We start from the raw sequence: 14,943 nt of genomic DNA, 5'->3' as shown, positions 1-14,943 counted from the left end.
ATGCCCGCAGTAGGGAACGTTCTCATCGTCGGTGCCGGCACCTCCGGCCCCGCCCTCGCCATCCTGCTCGCCCGCGCCGGCGTGTCCGTCGACGTCGTCGAGATCAAGCCGGAGATCACCGCGCTCGGCTCCGGCATCACCCTGCAGGGCAACGCCCTGCGCGTGCTGCGCGACCTCGGCGTCTGGGACGAGGTCGTCGCGCACGGGTTCCCGTTCAACTCGCTCGGCTTCCGTGCCCCCGACGGCACCCTGCTCGCCGAGGTCCCCGACTCCCGCACCGGCGGGGCCGACCTGCCCGCGACGGTCGGCATGTACCGGCCCGACCTCGCCCGGATCCTCGCCAAGGCGGTCACCGACGCCGGGGCCCGGAGCCGCTACGGGGTGACCGTCGAGTCGTTCGAGGACCTCGGCGAGTCCGTGCGGGTCACCTTCACCGACGGCACCACCGGCGACTACGACCTCGTCGTCGGCGCCGACGGCATCCGCTCCACGATCCGCCGCATGATCGGCATCGACGTCGAGCCGCGGCCGGTCGGCATGGGCATCTGGCGGGTGCACACCCGCCGCCCCGAGGGGATCGAGCGCACCGACCTCATCTACGGCGGCCCCTGCTACATCGCCGGCTACTGCCCGACCGGCCCCGACACCATGTACGCCTACCTCGTCGAGGACCCGCGGCCGCGGGAGTCGATCACCGACGAGGACAAGCCCAGGATCATGCGTGAGCTCGCCGCCGGGTACGGCTGGCCGTGGACCGAGATCCGCGAGACGATCACCGACCCGGACCGGATCAACTACACCTGGTTCGAGACGCTGCTCGTCGAAAGCCCGTGGAACCGGGGCCGGGTCGTGCTCATCGGCGACGCCGTGCACGCCTGCCCGCCCACCCTCGCCCAGGGCGCGGCCCAGTGCCTGGAGGACGCCGTCGTGCTCGCCGAGCTGCTGCTCGCCGCCGACCGGCTCGACCAGGCGCTGTTCGACGCCTTCACCGAGCGCCGCCTGCCGCGGGTGCGCGCCGTGGTCGAGGGGTCCCTGCAGATCACCGAGTGGCAGCTCAAGCGCGACCCGAACGCGGACGTCGCCGCGGTGGCGGGCCGGATCAACGCGATCGTCTCGGAGCGGCCGTGACCCCCACCATCGACGTGCACGCCCACGTGCTGCTCCCCGAGGTGGACCGGGCCGTCGCCGACTTCCCCGGCCACGCCGCGCACCTCGCCCTGGAGGCGCGGCGTAACGGCCCGGCCGCCGTCGAGGTGAACCGGCGCGTGATCGGCGAGCTGATCCCGCGGCTCACCCGGGTGGAGGCACGGCTGGCGGACATGGACGCGGCAGGCGTGGACGTGCAGATCGTCAGCCCGTCGCCGTCCCACTACCACTACTGGGCCGACCCGGGCCTCGCCCGTACCGTGTTCCGGCTCGCCAACGAGGGGGTGGCCGCGCACTGCGCCGAGGCCCCCGACCGGCTGCACGGGCTCGGCATCGTCCCGCTCCAGCACCCCGACCTGCTCGTCGAGGCGCTCGACCACGCCCTCGGCCTCGGCCTGCGCGGCGTGATGATCTCCTCGTTCGCGCCCGGGCGCGAGCTGTCCGACCCGGCGTACGACCCGTTCTGGGCGCACGCCGCGGACACCGGCGCGGTGATCTTCCTTCACCCGTTCGGCTGCACCCTCGACGAGCGGCTCGACCGCTATTACCTGTCGAACATCGTCGGCCAGCCGGTGGAGAACGCGGTCGCGCTGTCCCACCTCATCTTCTCCGGCGTGCTCGACCGGCACCCGAACCTGCGGCTGCTCGCCGCCCACGGCGGCGGCTACCTGCCGACGTACATCGTGCGGGCCGACCACGGCTGGGAGGTACGGCCGGACGCCCGCGTCTGCGCCGAGCCGCCCAGCGCGTACCTGCGGCGCATCTGGTTCGACTCGCTCGTCTACCGGCCGGAGGCGCTGCGCGCGCTCATCGACGCGGTCGGCGTCTCCCAGGTCGTGCTCGGCTCCGACCACCCCTTCGACATGGGTGTCACCGACCCGCTCGACCGGCTGCGCGCCGCCTTCCCGGACGGCGACGAGTTCGACGCGATCCGCGGCGGCAACGCCCTCCGACTCTTCGACCTCAAGGACTAGCCACAAGGACGGTCATGGCACGACTCATCACCCACCTACGGCACGTCGACCTCGCCGTGCCCGACTTCGAGAAGCAGCGCGAGTTCTACGCGGGCGTGTGGGGCCTCACCGAGGTCGCCACCGACAGCGGGCTCAGCTTCCTCGCCGCCGAGGGCTCGCCGGAGCAGTACATCATCCGGCTGCGCAAGGCCGAGGAGAAGCGGCTCGACCTGATCGCCTTCGGCGCGGCGACCCCCGCCGACGTCGACGCCCTCGCCGAGCGGCTGGGCAAGGCGGGTGTCCAGCTCATCTCCCAGCCGGGCGAGATCACCACCCCCGGCGGCGGGTACGGCTTCCGCTTCTTCGACGTCGACGGCCGCACCGTCGAGGTCTCCGCGGACGTCGCCACCCGCCAGCACCGCAAGATCGAGCCGCGCGAGTCGATCCCGGTACGGCTGTCGCACGTCGTGATCAACTCGCCCGACATCGACCGCACCCGCGAGTGGTACGAGAAGCACCTCGACTTCGCGCTCTCCGACACCCTCGGCCACCCGCGCATCGGCGACGTCATGCACTTCATGCGGTGCAACCCGCAGCACCACAGCCTCGCCATCGCCCGCGCCCCGCACGTCTCGCTGCACCACATCAGCTTCGAGCTGCGCGGCGTCGACGAGTTCATGTACGGCACCGGCCGGCTGCTGCGCGCCGGGGTCCGCATGATCTGGGGGCCGGGCCGCCACCTCGCCGGGGACAACACCTTCTCCTACTTCCTCGACCCGCACGGCAACACGGTCGAGTACACCACCGAGCTGGAGGAGCTCGACGAGGACACCTGGCACCCGCAGGTCCACGACTTCACCAAGCCCGAGGTGAGCGACCAGTGGGGGACCGCCAACCAGATCGACGAGGTCATCACCCGGGAGTCGTTCAACGACGTCGACCGCGGCGTGTTCGTCGCCCCGCCCGTCTGATCCCCGTCTGATCCCATGCGCATCGCAACCTTCACTCACGAGGGCCGTACCCGTTCCGGGATCGTCGAGGCCGACTCGGTCCGGCCGTTCCCCGACGGCGTCGGGGTGCTCGACCTGCTGCGCGACGACCGCCTGGGCGAGGCCGAGAGCCTCGCCCAGGACCCGGTCCCGCTCGCCGAGGTACGGCTGTGCGCGCCGTTCGAGCCGCCCACCGTGCGGGACTTCGCCGTCTTCGAGGAACACGTCGAGGGCATGCGCCGCGGCAAGGACCCCAGCGGCACGATCCCGGACGCCTGGTACGAGGCGCCCGCGTTCTACTTCACCAACCCGTACGCGGTGGTCGGCCCGGACGACGAGGTGCCGGTGCCGCCCGGCTGCGCCGTCTTCGACTTCGAGCTCGAGGTCGCCGCGGTGATCGGCCGGGCCGGCCGGGACCTCACCCCCGAGCAGGCCCGGGAGCACATCGCCGGGTACCTGATCATGAACGACTGGTCGGCCCGCGACCTCCAGGTCCGCGAGATGCAGGTCGGCCTCGGCCCGGCCAAGGGCAAGGACACCGCCACCACGCTCGGCCCGTGGCTCGTCACCGCCGACGAGCTGGAGCCGTACCGCGACGCGGACGGCCTGCTGCGGCTCGCGCTCACCGCGTCCGTCAACGGCACCGTGGTCGGCCGCGACCTGCTGTCGAACATGAGCTGGACCTTCGAGGAGCTCGTCGCGTACGCCTCGCGCGGCACCTGGGTACGGCCCGGCGACGTGCTCGGCTCCGGCACCTGCGGCAACGGCGGCTGCCTTGCCGAGCTGTGGGGCGTGCGCGGCAGGCAGGACCCGCCGCCGCTGCGGCCCGGCGACGTGGTCGAGCTGACCGTCGAGGGCATCGGCTCGATCCGCAACACCGTCGTCGCCGGGGTCGAGCAGGTGCCCATCCCGCCGGCGAGGAAGCGCCCCCGGACCCGGCCCTGACCGGAAGCGGCGGCCTCCTCACACCCGAGGTCTCCGCAACGTCGCCCATCGGGCCTGGCCGTCCCGATCCCCGAAGGGACGGCCAGGCCTCGTGGCCGGAACCGGTGGCCCGTCACAGGAGCACAGTTCTGACGACGCCGACCGCGATCGAGATGCCGAGCAGGGCGGCGAGGCCGTAGACGATGTTCATCGCCACGGATCCGCCGATCACGAACGCCAGCGCCGCGATCAGACAGAGCACGAGAAGGATCAAGTCGATCAGCCCGAGCACGATCGCGAGGACCAGCCGGACCAGGAACCACAGGAATCCGAACGGCGGCACCGCCCCGATGGTGGAGTCGTCATAGGCCCACCGGGCCCATTCGAACGGCTCGTGCCACGTCGTCTCCCAGTATTCGTTCCATCTGTCCACGATGCCGGGCGTCCAGGTACCAGCCATACCGGCCTTGGCGTCCTGCGGCGCCGATGGCACCCTCTGGAAGGTGATCGTCTTGGTCTCGCCGTCGATGACGTCGATGACGAAGCGACGATCCTCAAGATGGAAGCGTGTCAGCCCGTTGACGATCGCCTGGAAGGACCCCGCGCCGCCGTTCACCACGTAGACGTTGGCGACGGAGCGCCGACGGTCGCGGAAGATCACATAGAACGAATCCTTGTCCGGCTCCCCGAACGTCACGTTCGCGTTCAGCCCGATGACCCCGATGGGCGTGACGATACCGCGTTCTCCGGACACTTTGACGTTGCCGTTCTCCCACGTGAGTTTCACGGGAAGCATCGCGGGCTGGAAAGACACCTCGGCGTTTCCCGACGAGCAGGCCGACGCGATGGACAGGACCGCGAGCAGGAAGACGGCGAGGACGAGACCGCGTAACGGTCCCGGGGATTCGACCGGAGACCGGGTGAGAGTCTCCTCCATAGGGGGCTCCTCTGCAGACATCGATCTTGATCTCTGCGCTCCACGGCCGCGTCCTCATGAAGTTCCCCGGAAGAAAATGCAGGACCATTCATGTTGATGCAGACCGTGGTGACCTGTGAACGAACGAGCCCCGGCGAGAATTTCAGAAGTATGTGTTCACTGGGGATGATGAGACACTTGGGAAATCTGAGACAGAATGCGTTCTATTTCGTCCGTTGAGCCACCGGCGATGAGGCGGATTTCGGCCTCTACGGTCCCGCTCCTCGCCGTCGGTGACCCACAATGTTGCGCGCGGCTCAGCGGATGGCGGCTACACGAACCACCGCCGTCCTCGAGACCGCCGTCATGGCTCATGCGCTTGCGGTGACGGGCCGCGACCACGAAGCACACCGGACGTGAAGCGCCGGTACGTCATGGCCGACCTGGCCGGCGGGCGCGGCGAACTCGGCTGGACGCCGGACTCGCTCTGGTTCGTCGCGAGCCGGGTGCACTCGTACGGCAGGGCGTCCACGGCGGCGGCCGATGCACGCGACGAGGCGAGGCGGCGGCTGCCCGCCTACCGGAACGCGGCCGACCTCCGTCTCCATGAGGCCATCACGCTCGCCCGGGAAGGCGGCCACCGCGAGGCGTTGCGTCTCGCCACCCGGACCGTCGACGACCTCGCACCGGCGTACCGCAGCCAGGTGATCGTGCACACCACGCGCCAGGTTCAGGAACTCATTCCGCCCGCGCAGCGCCCGGGAAGCGTCTTCGACGACTACCGGACGGTCGTGCTCGGCGTCTCGACAGTGGTCTGAGCGGCCGCCCCCGGTGGCGCGCGATCGGCCGGTCGCGCACCGGGCGGGACACACGGCCCGGAGCGGCGGAGGCCGCCCCGGGCCGTGACGCTCTGGTCGGCATGATCAGGCCGAGCGGTAGGGCTCGGCGGCGCGGAACGCCAGGTCGAGGGACTGGCTGCGGTTGAGGCGCGGGTCGCACGCGGTCTTGTACCAGGTCGGACACCTCGATCGGGTCACCGCCCATGCACTCGGGTGACGTCGTCGCCGGTGAACTCGATGTGGATGCCACCGGGGTGCGTGCGGAGCGAGCGGTGCACCTCGAAGAACCCGGCGACCTCGTGAAGATGCGATCTACAGACGTGGGCGAGGGCTCCTGTACGGCCGGGCGTTGCCACGCTCTCGCCGCTTGCGACGGTGACCCTTGGCGCCGGGGCTGTGGCGGCAGGCCCGGCTCGTTGCCTCACGATGCCTTGGTCCAAGGCTCGACCTCCTGATTCCCAAGAAACCGCCAACACGTACGCCCATGTCCGTGTACTGTGCGTACACGATCGCCGCCGCACGGTCATACGCCCAGGTCGCATCACCGCTGGCAAGCCGCCCGCAATCCGGAGGTGATCCATGCCCGGCCGCCGCAAGAACCCCGAACGCTACCGATCCCTGGCGCACTACTTCGGCGCCCGGATCCGCGACCTGCGCGACAGCTACGAGCACCGCACCGGCAGGCGCCTCAGCCTCAACGAGCTCGCCGCTCGTACCGGCTACTCCCGCTCCATGATCAGCGCCATCGAGCGCGGCGACCACCTGCCGGAAAACGGCGACCGGGTCCGCCTGATCGACCAGACCCTGAACGCCAACGGCGAGCTGACCTGCATGTGGCCCCTGGTCCAGCGCCTGGGACGACGCCCCATCGACGAACTGATTGCCGCCGCCGACAGCGGAAATAACAACAGCGTCATCCCCCAAGGTCAGGACGACGACATGCAGCGACGACTCTTGTTCCGCCTTACCGGTCTCGGCCTGATTGCCGGCCCTGCCTTCAATGACGCCGAGGCATTACGGCAACTGGTCGAGAAGGCCATCGGCACCGCGGAATCATCCCACGTCGAAGACTGGGAGGCGGTCGGCAGAGCGCATCGGCATGCGCTTGCCACCCGCCCGCCTGCCGAAGTGCGCGATGGCCTGACCGCCGATCTGGCGGCGTTGCAATGGTCACTCGCGCAGGCCAAGCCCGAGCACAAGGCCGACCTGCAGCGCTCCATGGCGTACATGTCCGTCCTGTACGCCAATGCGCTCACCCGCCTCGGGCAGTATGCCGCGGCACGGAGGTGGTGGACCACCGCCCGGCGTGCCGCCGACGCCTCAGGCGACTTGGAAACGCGGGTGCGGGTACGCGGTAACGAAGCGATCTACGGGCTGTACGACCATCGCTCCCCGGAGTCGGTGATCTCACTTTCGCGTGAGGCCCAGCGGATGGCGGGTGACATGGTGTCCATCGGTGTCCTCCAGACACTCGCCGCCGAGGCTCAGGCCCTCGCGGTGATGGGCCGCGATCACGAGGCCCGGCAGAGGCTGAACCGTCTGTACGCCGTGGCCGACAAGATCGGCGAACGCGACGACGGACTCGGGTGGACCCCGGACTCGCTCTGGTTCGTCGCGAGCTGGGTGCACTCGTACGGCGGGGCGGCGCGGGCGGCGGACGAGGCGCGCGAGGAGGCGTCGAGGCGGCTGCCCGCCTATCAGAACGCGATCAATCTCCGCCTCCACCAGGCCATCGCGCTGGCGCGCAACGGCAGCCACCAGGAGGCGCTGCGTCTCGCCACCGAGACCATCTCCGGCCTCGCCCCGGCCTACCGCTCGCAGGTGATCATGCACACCGCGCGCCAGGTACAGGAACTCGTCCCGCCCGACCAGCGTAAGGGCAGCGCCTTCGACGACTACCGGGCGGCCGTCCTCGGCAGCTCTTCGTCGCTGTGACCGGGCCGCCGGCGGCAGCAACTCGACGCGAACGAAAAGCGGCCCGGAGCGGCGGAGGCCGCCCCGGGCCGTGACGCTCTGGTCGGCCTGATCAGGCCGAGCGGTAGGGCTCGGCGACGCGGAACGCCAGGTCGAGGGACTGGCTGCGGTTGAGGCGCGGGTCGCACGCCGTCTCGTACCGCAGGCTCAGGTCGGACACCTCGATCGGGTCGCCGCCGCCGATGCACTCGGGGCGGCGACACCCGGTGTCGAGTGGCTGCCGCATTACGACGGCGAGGATACGCCCGCGGCCGTCCCTGACGGCGGAGAAGACAGACGACACGGCCTCCGGGCCGAACACGCCGCCTGGCCTTCCACCGCCTGCAGGACGATGCGGGGCGTTGGCCGACATGATCATGGCGATCTGATGACGGCCACGACGAGCAGCAGGATCAAGACCAGCAGTAGGCCCGCTATGCCGTACACGATGTTCGCCGCCACGGGTCCAGCGACTATGAAGGCGATGGCCGCGAGAAGGCAGACCCCCAGTATCAGCAGGTCGAGCAGCCCAAGGAGGATCGCGAAACAGAGGCGGACGAGGAACCACAAGAAACCCAACGGTGGAACCGCACCGATGGTGGAGTCGTCATAAGCCCAACGGGCCAATGCGAACGGCTGGTACCACCCCGTGTCCCAATACTCATTCCACCTGGTGGCCACGTAGGAGGTCCATTGACCGACCCTGTCGGTCTGGACACGTTTCGTCGAGGGCTGCACCTTCTGGAACGTTACAGTCTTCGTCTCGCCCTCGATCACCTCGATCGTGACGTGACGATCTTCGACCTGGATTTGAGTCGTTCCGTTCACGATGGCAACAAATGAGCCGGTGCCGGAGTCGACCCGGTATACGTAGTCGACGGACCGCCGTTTGTCACGGAGAGTGACATAAAACGAATTCTCGTTCGGCTCTCCGAGGGTTATGTTCGCGTCTATCGCGATCTTGCCGATGGGAGTGATGATGCTCTGCTCGCCGGCTATCTTGACGTCCCCGTCTTCCCAGATGAATTTCACCGGAAGCGCGATTGGCTGAAAGGACAGCTCAGACTTTGGCGGGGAATAGGTCACTGCGCCGAAGAGGGCTATGGCAAGGAGCACGACCAACGTGAGGAAGAGTCTCTTGCCGAAGGAACGACTCCTCTCGTTTCGCTTGCCCGATGAGGAGTCGGCTGCCTCTGTCATGAAGCGCTCCTGTGCGGACATCGACGAATGGTCGCTGCGGTCACGGCCGCATCTCCACAAATATCGCCGTGGCCGGCGGTCTTCAAGATATTTGTGTTCAATGCGGGCTCGCGTGATCTGATAACGAACAGATTACAAAGAAGGTTCCGGGACTGCGCATCGTGTCCGGATCGCGCGGGAAATGGTCTGACCGAAAATCCGATCTTGATCCTGTCGGATCGCTCCGAGCCGACTCGTCGATCGTGTTCGGTACGCGTCCGGCGGAAGCCGTTCCGGTACCTCTGATGAGGCCGGCCTGGCCCTGATCTGGTGATCTGTGGAGTCCGTATATCCCTGGCGAGTGCTGCGTCGGTGGCATGCTGTGAGCCTGAGGCGACATGATGATGGTTTGTCGTTGTCCCAAAGGCGCCAGGAGTGGTTGATCACAGAAAGTAACGGCGGCGATCCATCGCGTTCGATTGCGCCGGGCGCTCGTACGGCGGCGAGGCTAAGGCGGTGAGGCACACGGGCGGGATTCAGCGAACCGGCTGCCCGCCTGCGATATCCCCGGCGTCCGCCACGGCTTCATGAGCCATCACCCTCGCCCGCGACAGTGACCACCGGGAATCGCTGCGTCACGCTACGGACGTCGTGCAGGCTTCGCCCGACCTACCTGATCGCAGGTTTATGCGTATCGGGCGGCAGGTTCAGGAGCTCGTTCCCTCGTGCAGCGCACCTGCGTCGCGTTCGACGCCATTGGCGGGTCGGGAAACGCGACGGCCCGGAGCGGCGGAGGCCGCCCCGGGCCGTGACTCTCTGGTCGGCCTGGATCAGGCCGAGCGGTACAGCTCGGCGACGCGGAAGGCCAGGTCGAGGGACTGGCTGCGGTTGAGGCGCGGGTCGCACGCCGTCTCGTACCGCAGGCTCAGGTCGGACAGGTCGATCGGGTCGCCGCCGCCGATGCACTCGGTGACGTCGTCGCCGGTGAACTCGATGTGGATGCCACCGGGGTGCGTGCCGAGCGAGCGGTGCACCTCGAAGAACCCGGCGACCTCGTCGAAGATGTCGTCGACGCGGCGGGTCTTGTGGCCGCTCGGCGCCTCGAAGGTGTTGCCGTGCATCGGGTCGCAGACCCACAGCACGTTGGCGCCGCTCGAGGCGACCTTCTCCACCAGCGTGGGCAGCACGTCCCGGATCCGGGAGGCGCCCATGCGGGTGATGAACGTGAGCCGGCCCGGCTCGTTGTGCGGGTTGAGCCGCTCGATCAGCGCGAGGGCGTCCTCCGGTGTGGTGGTGGGACCGAGCTTCACGCCGATCGGGTTGCGGATGCGGCTGAAGAACTCCACGTGCGCGCCGTCGAGCTGGCGGGTGCGCTCGCCGATCCACACCATGTGCGCCGACACGTCGTACGGCAGGCCGGTGCGCGAGTCGATGCGGGTGAGCGCGCGGTCGTACTCGAGGATCAGCGCCTCGTGCGACGAGTACAGCTCCACGGTGTGGAACTCGGGGGAGTCCGCGCCGCAGGCGTGCATGAACTGGATCGCCTTGTCGATCTCCTTGGCCAGCCGCTCGTAGCGCTGCCCGGCGGGGGACTCGGCGACGAAGTCCTGGTTCCAGGCGTGCACCTGGCGCAGGTCCGCGTACCCGCCCTTGGTGAAGGCGCGGCACAGGTTGAGGGTCACCGCGGAGGAGTGGTACGCGCGCAGCAGCCGCCGCGGGTCGGGGGTGCGGGCCTCGGCGGTGAACTCGAAACCGTTCACCATGTCGCCGCGGTAGGCGGGCAGCTCCACGCCGTCGCGCACCTCGACCGGCTTGGAGCGGGGCTTGGCGAACTGCCCGGCCCAGCGCCCGATCTTCACGACCGGGACGCTGCCCGCGTAGGTGAGCACGATCGCCATCTGCAACAGCGTCTTCAGCTTGTTGCGGACGGCGTCGGCGGTGGCGCCGGCGAAGGTCTCGGCGCAGTCACCGCCCTGGAGTACGAACGCCTCGCCTCGTGCGGCGGCGGCGAGACGCTCCTTGAGCTGGTCGCACTCCCCGGCGAACACGAGGGGAGGCAGGGTCGACAGCTCGGCGACGACCTCGTCGAGCACGGCACGATCCGGCCAGTCGGGCTGCTGCGCCGCCGGCAGCTTGCGCCAGGCGTCGAGATCGATGGCGTCCGCGGTCACATGGCCTCCTCAACCGGCCGAGACCGCCTCGTCCCCGGCGCGCTAGGAATGGTGTTTCGCTCGGTCACGACACATCAGGTTATTGCACTCCCGGCACCGGAAATGCGCCCCGTCATGCGCTTGTGGATATTCCCTCACCACCGGTTTGCCGGGACACCGAAAGGATCAGAAGGGCACGATCGTCCAGCTCGCCTCGTGCTTCTCGCCGGGCTGGAGCACGATGACGTCGGTGCCCGAGTTGAACGCGTCGGGCGGGCAGGTCATCGGCTCCACGGCGAGCCCGCGGTGGCCGAGCCCGGTGCCGGTGCACACCTGGACCCACGGCAGCACCCGCGGATCCCAGTTGATCTCCACGCCGCCGGCCGGGCCGCGCAGCCGTACCCGGGCCAGTCCCTCGGCGTCCGCGGCGAGCCCGGTGAACGCGTGGTCGATCGCGGTGTCGCCGATCGCGTGCGCCCGGCGGAAGTCGTACGGCGTGCCGGTCACGTCGGTCAGCTCGCGCGGCACCAGCCGCTCGTCGACGAGCAGCACCCGGTCCGCCGGCAGCTCCAGCTCCCAGCCGGTGAGCGGCCCGTCGCCCGCGAGCAGCCACGGGTGCGGGCCGCAGCCGTACGGGGCGGGGCGGTCGCCGACGTTCTGCGCGGTGAGCGTGGTGGTGAGCCCGTCCGGCGTGAGCGTGTACAGCACGGCGAGCGCGAGCCGGAACGGGTAGCCCGGGGTGGGCTCGATCGTGTGCGTGAGCCGTACCGACGCCTGGCCGTCGCCCTCGGCGGGCGGCTCGGCGATCTCCCAGGGCGCCTCCGCCACCAGCCCGTGCAGCGCGTGCCCGCGCTCGGGCTCGGTGACCGGCAGCTCGAACCGCTCCCCGGCGAAGGTGTAGACGGCGTCGGCGACCCGGTTCGGCCACGGCGCGAGCAGGGTGCCGCTGTAGAACGGGATCGGGCCGTCCTCGGGCCAGGAGACGACGAGGTCGCGCTCGCCCGCGCGCAGCACCCGCAGGGCGCCGCCACGCGTGCTGATCTCGGCGTGCAGGTCACCGCAACGGAGGGAACCGGAGCTCACCAGGATCCTTTCGTCGGCCGGCCGCATGCCACGGCCGGGAGGGCGTCGACGGGACGGGCGGAGCGCTGCGCTCCCGCGAGGTGGGAGCGCTCCCATGATCGTATACGCTAGGGAGCCGCGCCGGGCGCGTCAACCTTTCGGTCGGCCTTCCGCATACCTGGATCCTGACATCTCTCAACCGGTCCGCCAAACGGTGCCCGGCGGCACGGCATGCGCATGGAAAGGGGGCGCCGCCGGGACGGGGGGAAGGGGGTCACCGGCGACGCCCCCGGCTCGGAGCGGCCTAGCCGAGGACCCGGTCGCGGATCAGGTCCCGGTACCAGAGCGCGCTGTCCTTCGGGATCCGGCGCTGGGTGGGGTAGTCGACGTAGACGATGCCCCACCGCTCCCGGTACCCCTCGGCCCACTCGAAGTTGTCGAGCAGCGACCAGACGTGGTAGCCGACCACGCGCACCCCGTCGGCGACCGCCCGCCGTACCGCGTCGAGGTGGTCGCGCAGGAACGCCACCCGGTACGGGTCGTGCACCGCGCCGTCCGCGTCCACCTCGTCGGCGGCGGGCATGCCGTTCTCGGTGATGACCAGCGGGACGTTCCCGTAGTCCCGGGCCAGCCGGCGCAGCAGGTCGTACAGGCCCTCGGGGTGGATCTCCTGCCACCACGCCTGGGACCGCGGGTGCCGGAAGGCGCGCTCGCCGTCGGCGGTGACGTACAGCGGCGAGTAGTACTGCACGCCGAGCATGTCGATCGGCGCGGAGATGATCTCCAGGTCGCCGTCCGCGATGCGCTCCGGCATCGGGCTGCGCCCGGCGATCCAGCGCAGCGCGTCCTCCGGGTAGCGGCCGGTGAGGATCGGGTCGAGGTAGAGCCGGTTCTCCAGGCCGTCGGCGTGCCGTACCGCGTCGGCCTGGGCCGCGGACTCCGCCTCCGGGCCGTCGGCCGCCGGGTAGACCGGGCTCAGGTTGAGCGCCGGGCCGATCCGGCGGTCCCCGCCCGAGGCGCGCAGCGCGCGCACCGCGAGCCCGTGCGCGAGCAGCAGGTGGTGCAGCGCGACATACGCCCGGGCGTCGTCGCGGTACCCGGGCGCGTGGATGCCGTGCCGGTACCCGGCGTCCACCACGGTCTTTGGCTCGTTGACGGTGATCCAGTCCGCCACGTCGAGCGCGTCGAACATGATCTGCGCGTAGTCGGCGAACCAGGACGCCACGTCCCGGTTCTCCCAGCCGCCCTTGTCCTGCAGGGCCTGCGGCAGGTCCCAGTGGAACAGGGTGGCCATCGGCCGGATGCCGCGCTCGCGCAGCCCGTCGACGAGCCGCCGGTAGAAGTCGAGCCCCTTGCGGTTGACCGGCCCGGTGCCGTCCGGCCGGATGCGCGGCCAGGCGATGGAGAACCGGTAGCTCTGCAGGCCGAGCTCGGCCATCAGCTCGACGTCCTCGGCCCAGCGGCGGTAGTGGTCGGCGCCCGGCTCGCCGGTGTCCCCGCCGGCGACCTTGCCGGGGGTCGCGGCGAAGGTGTCCCAGACCGACGGGCCGCGCCCGTCGGCGTCGACCGCGCCCTCGATCTGGTACGCCGAGGTGGCGGCCCCGAGGATGATGCCGGGCGGGAACCGGTGGGTTGCGTTCACGGTGACTCCTGCGGGTTGGGGGATCGCCGGCGGGCGCTGCCGGGACTCAAGGCGCTGTGCCCACCGCAACGGGGTGCGTTGGGAGCGCTCCCACATCGTGAGAGCGCTCCCGCCCCCGTGCACCCCCGTGGGCGTCGACCTGGTGGCGCGGCGTCAGGCCGAGCCGCGGATGACCAGATGGGTGTCCAGTATGACGACCGGCTGCTCCAGCGGTTCGCCGTTGATCCGGGCGACCAGCAGGTGCGCCATCTGCCGTCCCATCTCCTCGGTGGGCTGGTGGACCGTGGTGAGCGGCGGGTCGCTGTAGAGGCGGCTCGCGCTGGAGTCGTCGAACCCTATCACCGCCACGTCGTCGGGGATGCGCCTGCCGTACTCCTTGAGCACGTGCATCGCGCCCATCGCCATGGGATCGGACGCCGCGAACACCGCGTCGATGTCCGGATCCCTGGCGAGCAGCTCACGCATCGCCCGCGCGCCGCTCTCCTGGGAGAAGTCGCCGAAGGCGACGCACTCGGGCACCCCGGTGGCGATCAGCGCGTCGCGGTAACCGGCGAGCCGGTCCACGCCCACGCCCATGTCCTGCGGTCCGGCGATGGTGGCGATGCGCCTGCGCCCCTTGCCGATCAGGTACTTGACCGCCTGCCGGGCACCCGCCCGGTTGTCCATGTCCACGTAGCTGTAGGGGGTGATGCCGACGGGCCGGCCACCGACCACGGTGGGCACGCCCATCTCCTCCAGCCTGCCGGGCAGCGGGTCGGCGCCGTGCAGCGAGATCAGCATCACCCCGTCGACGTGCTGTCCGGTGAGGTACTGCTCGAGCCGGGCGTGCTCCTCGCGCGTCTGTGCCATGGCGAGGATGAGCTGCAGCCCGGTCTCGGACAGCGCCGAGCCGATGCCGCGGATCACCCCCGCGAAGTACGGTTCGTCGAAGACCCGCTGCTCGGATTCGGAGACCACGAGCGCGACCGTGTCGGTTCGCCGTGTGACCAAGGTACGCGCCGCACGGTTGGGAACGTAGCCGAGTTCCTCGATGGCCCGCAGCACCGCGGCGCGAGCACGCTCGCTCACCTTCGGCGAGCCGTTGATCACCCGCGAAACCGTGCCGCGTCCGACCCCGGCTCGGGCCGCGACCGCCTCAAGCGTCGGCCGCTGACCCGGGCGGCGCTGCCCGTTGGCCAAGACCCTGCCCC

Annotated in this window: 15 protein-coding genes; 6 read left to right on the top strand and 9 right to left on the bottom strand. The window is 70.0% G+C overall.

Annotated elements, in window-relative coordinates; translation table 11 throughout:
- The 4 genes from FHX40_RS12535 to FHX40_RS12520 are packed head-to-tail and all read left to right on the top strand — an operon-like array spanning position 1 to position 4,033.
- The gene (locus tag FHX40_RS12535; protein WP_142259770.1) at positions 1-1,128 is read left to right on the top strand and encodes an FAD-dependent oxidoreductase; all 1,128 of its coding nucleotides are present in this window, start codon (positions 1-3) and stop codon (positions 1,126-1,128) included.
- Complete coding sequence (locus FHX40_RS12530; RefSeq protein ID WP_142259769.1) at positions 1,125-2,120, top strand: amidohydrolase family protein; 996 nt, start codon at positions 1,125-1,127, stop codon at positions 2,118-2,120. Before FHX40_RS12535 ends, FHX40_RS12530 begins: the two co-directional genes overlap by 4 nt.
- Positions 2,121-2,134: 14 nt before the next feature.
- Entirely contained in the window at positions 2,135-3,070 is a 936-nt protein-coding gene (locus FHX40_RS12525; RefSeq protein WP_142259768.1) for a VOC family protein, read from the top strand.
- Between the two features lie 15 nt (positions 3,071-3,085).
- On the top strand, positions 3,086-4,033 hold the full coding sequence (locus FHX40_RS12520) for a fumarylacetoacetate hydrolase family protein (RefSeq protein ID WP_142259767.1): 948 nt from the start codon (positions 3,086-3,088) through the stop codon (positions 4,031-4,033).
- A 112-nt stretch (positions 4,034-4,145) separates the two neighbouring features.
- Here the strand turns inward: FHX40_RS12520 and FHX40_RS12515 are convergent, their stop codons facing one another.
- Positions 4,146-4,949, bottom strand: a complete 804-nt coding sequence (locus FHX40_RS12515) for a hypothetical protein (protein WP_142259766.1) — start codon at positions 4,947-4,949, stop codon at positions 4,146-4,148.
- 395 nt (positions 4,950-5,344) lie between these two features.
- On the opposite strand from FHX40_RS12515, the gene FHX40_RS12510 reads away from it, so the two are divergent.
- Entirely contained in the window at positions 5,345-5,746 is a 402-nt protein-coding gene (locus FHX40_RS12510) for a hypothetical protein (protein WP_142259765.1), read from the top strand.
- A gap of 105 nt (positions 5,747-5,851) precedes the next feature.
- On the opposite strand, the gene FHX40_RS26065 is transcribed toward FHX40_RS12510, so the two are convergent.
- Both FHX40_RS26065 and FHX40_RS12505 read right to left on the bottom strand, forming a co-directional pair.
- A complete protein-coding gene (locus FHX40_RS26065) occupies positions 5,852-5,965 on the bottom strand; it encodes a 3-deoxy-7-phosphoheptulonate synthase (protein WP_268241016.1) in 114 nt (37 codons plus the stop codon).
- Positions 5,962-6,294, bottom strand: a complete 333-nt coding sequence (locus FHX40_RS12505) for a 3-deoxy-7-phosphoheptulonate synthase (protein WP_268241015.1) — start codon at positions 6,292-6,294, stop codon at positions 5,962-5,964. Before FHX40_RS12505 ends, FHX40_RS26065 begins: the two co-directional genes overlap by 4 nt.
- 52 nt (positions 6,295-6,346) lie before the next feature.
- On the opposite strand from FHX40_RS12505, the gene FHX40_RS12500 reads away from it, so the two are divergent.
- Positions 6,347-7,702 carry a helix-turn-helix domain-containing protein gene (locus tag FHX40_RS12500; protein ID WP_142259764.1) on the top strand — a complete coding sequence of 452 codons (1,356 nt, stop codon included), beginning with the start codon at positions 6,347-6,349 and terminating at the stop codon, positions 7,700-7,702.
- Between the two features lie 91 nt (positions 7,703-7,793).
- Here the strand turns inward: FHX40_RS12500 and FHX40_RS26275 are convergent, their stop codons facing one another.
- The 6 genes from FHX40_RS26275 to FHX40_RS12470 form a co-directional block, all read right to left on the bottom strand.
- On the bottom strand, positions 7,794-7,967 hold the full coding sequence (locus tag FHX40_RS26275; RefSeq protein WP_373286849.1) for a 3-deoxy-7-phosphoheptulonate synthase: 174 nt from the start codon (positions 7,965-7,967) through the stop codon (positions 7,794-7,796).
- Between the two features lie 128 nt (positions 7,968-8,095).
- Complete coding sequence (locus FHX40_RS12490) at positions 8,096-8,941, bottom strand: hypothetical protein (RefSeq protein WP_142259763.1); 846 nt, start codon at positions 8,939-8,941, stop codon at positions 8,096-8,098.
- Positions 8,942-9,729: 788 nt separating this feature from the next.
- Complete coding sequence (locus FHX40_RS12485; RefSeq protein ID WP_142259762.1) at positions 9,730-11,070, bottom strand: class II 3-deoxy-7-phosphoheptulonate synthase; 1,341 nt, start codon at positions 11,068-11,070, stop codon at positions 9,730-9,732.
- 165 nt (positions 11,071-11,235) lie between these two features.
- A complete protein-coding gene (locus tag FHX40_RS12480) occupies positions 11,236-12,132 on the bottom strand; it encodes an aldose 1-epimerase family protein (RefSeq protein ID WP_229788254.1) in 897 nt (298 codons plus the stop codon).
- 283 nt (positions 12,133-12,415) lie between these two features.
- A complete protein-coding gene (locus FHX40_RS12475) occupies positions 12,416-13,753 on the bottom strand; it encodes a GH1 family beta-glucosidase (protein ID WP_211350246.1) in 1,338 nt (445 codons plus the stop codon).
- Positions 13,754-13,906: 153 nt separating this feature from the next.
- Entirely contained in the window at positions 13,907-14,932 is a 1,026-nt protein-coding gene (locus FHX40_RS12470) for a LacI family DNA-binding transcriptional regulator (RefSeq protein WP_142259759.1), read from the bottom strand.
- Positions 14,933-14,943 lie beyond the last annotated feature (11 nt).

Origin of the sequence: Thermopolyspora flexuosa, assembly GCF_006716785.1 — a bacterium.
Classification (GTDB): Bacteria; Actinomycetota; Actinomycetes; order Streptosporangiales; family Streptosporangiaceae; genus Thermopolyspora; species Thermopolyspora flexuosa.
The sequence above is the reverse complement of the archived record's forward strand: the minus strand, read 5'-3'. Positions and strand labels throughout refer to the sequence as shown.

Coding starts and splice junctions, on each gene's coding strand:
- FHX40_RS26275 (WP_373286849.1), bottom strand. CDS start 7,967: ATGCGGCAGCCACTCGACACCGGGTGTCGCCGCCCCGAGTGCATCGGC.
- FHX40_RS12505 (WP_268241015.1), bottom strand. CDS start 6,294: ATGACCGTGCGGCGGCGATCGTGTACGCACAGTACACGGACATGGGCG.
- FHX40_RS12490 (WP_142259763.1), bottom strand. CDS start 8,941: ATGTCCGCACAGGAGCGCTTCATGACAGAGGCAGCCGACTCCTCATCG.
- FHX40_RS12525 (WP_142259768.1), top strand. CDS start 2,135: ATGGCACGACTCATCACCCACCTACGGCACGTCGACCTCGCCGTGCCC.
- FHX40_RS12500 (WP_142259764.1), top strand. CDS start 6,347: ATGCCCGGCCGCCGCAAGAACCCCGAACGCTACCGATCCCTGGCGCAC.
- FHX40_RS12520 (WP_142259767.1), top strand. CDS start 3,086: ATGCGCATCGCAACCTTCACTCACGAGGGCCGTACCCGTTCCGGGATC.
- FHX40_RS12515 (WP_142259766.1), bottom strand. CDS start 4,949: ATGGAGGAGACTCTCACCCGGTCTCCGGTCGAATCCCCGGGACCGTTA.
- FHX40_RS12535 (WP_142259770.1), top strand. CDS start 1: ATGCCCGCAGTAGGGAACGTTCTCATCGTCGGTGCCGGCACCTCCGGC.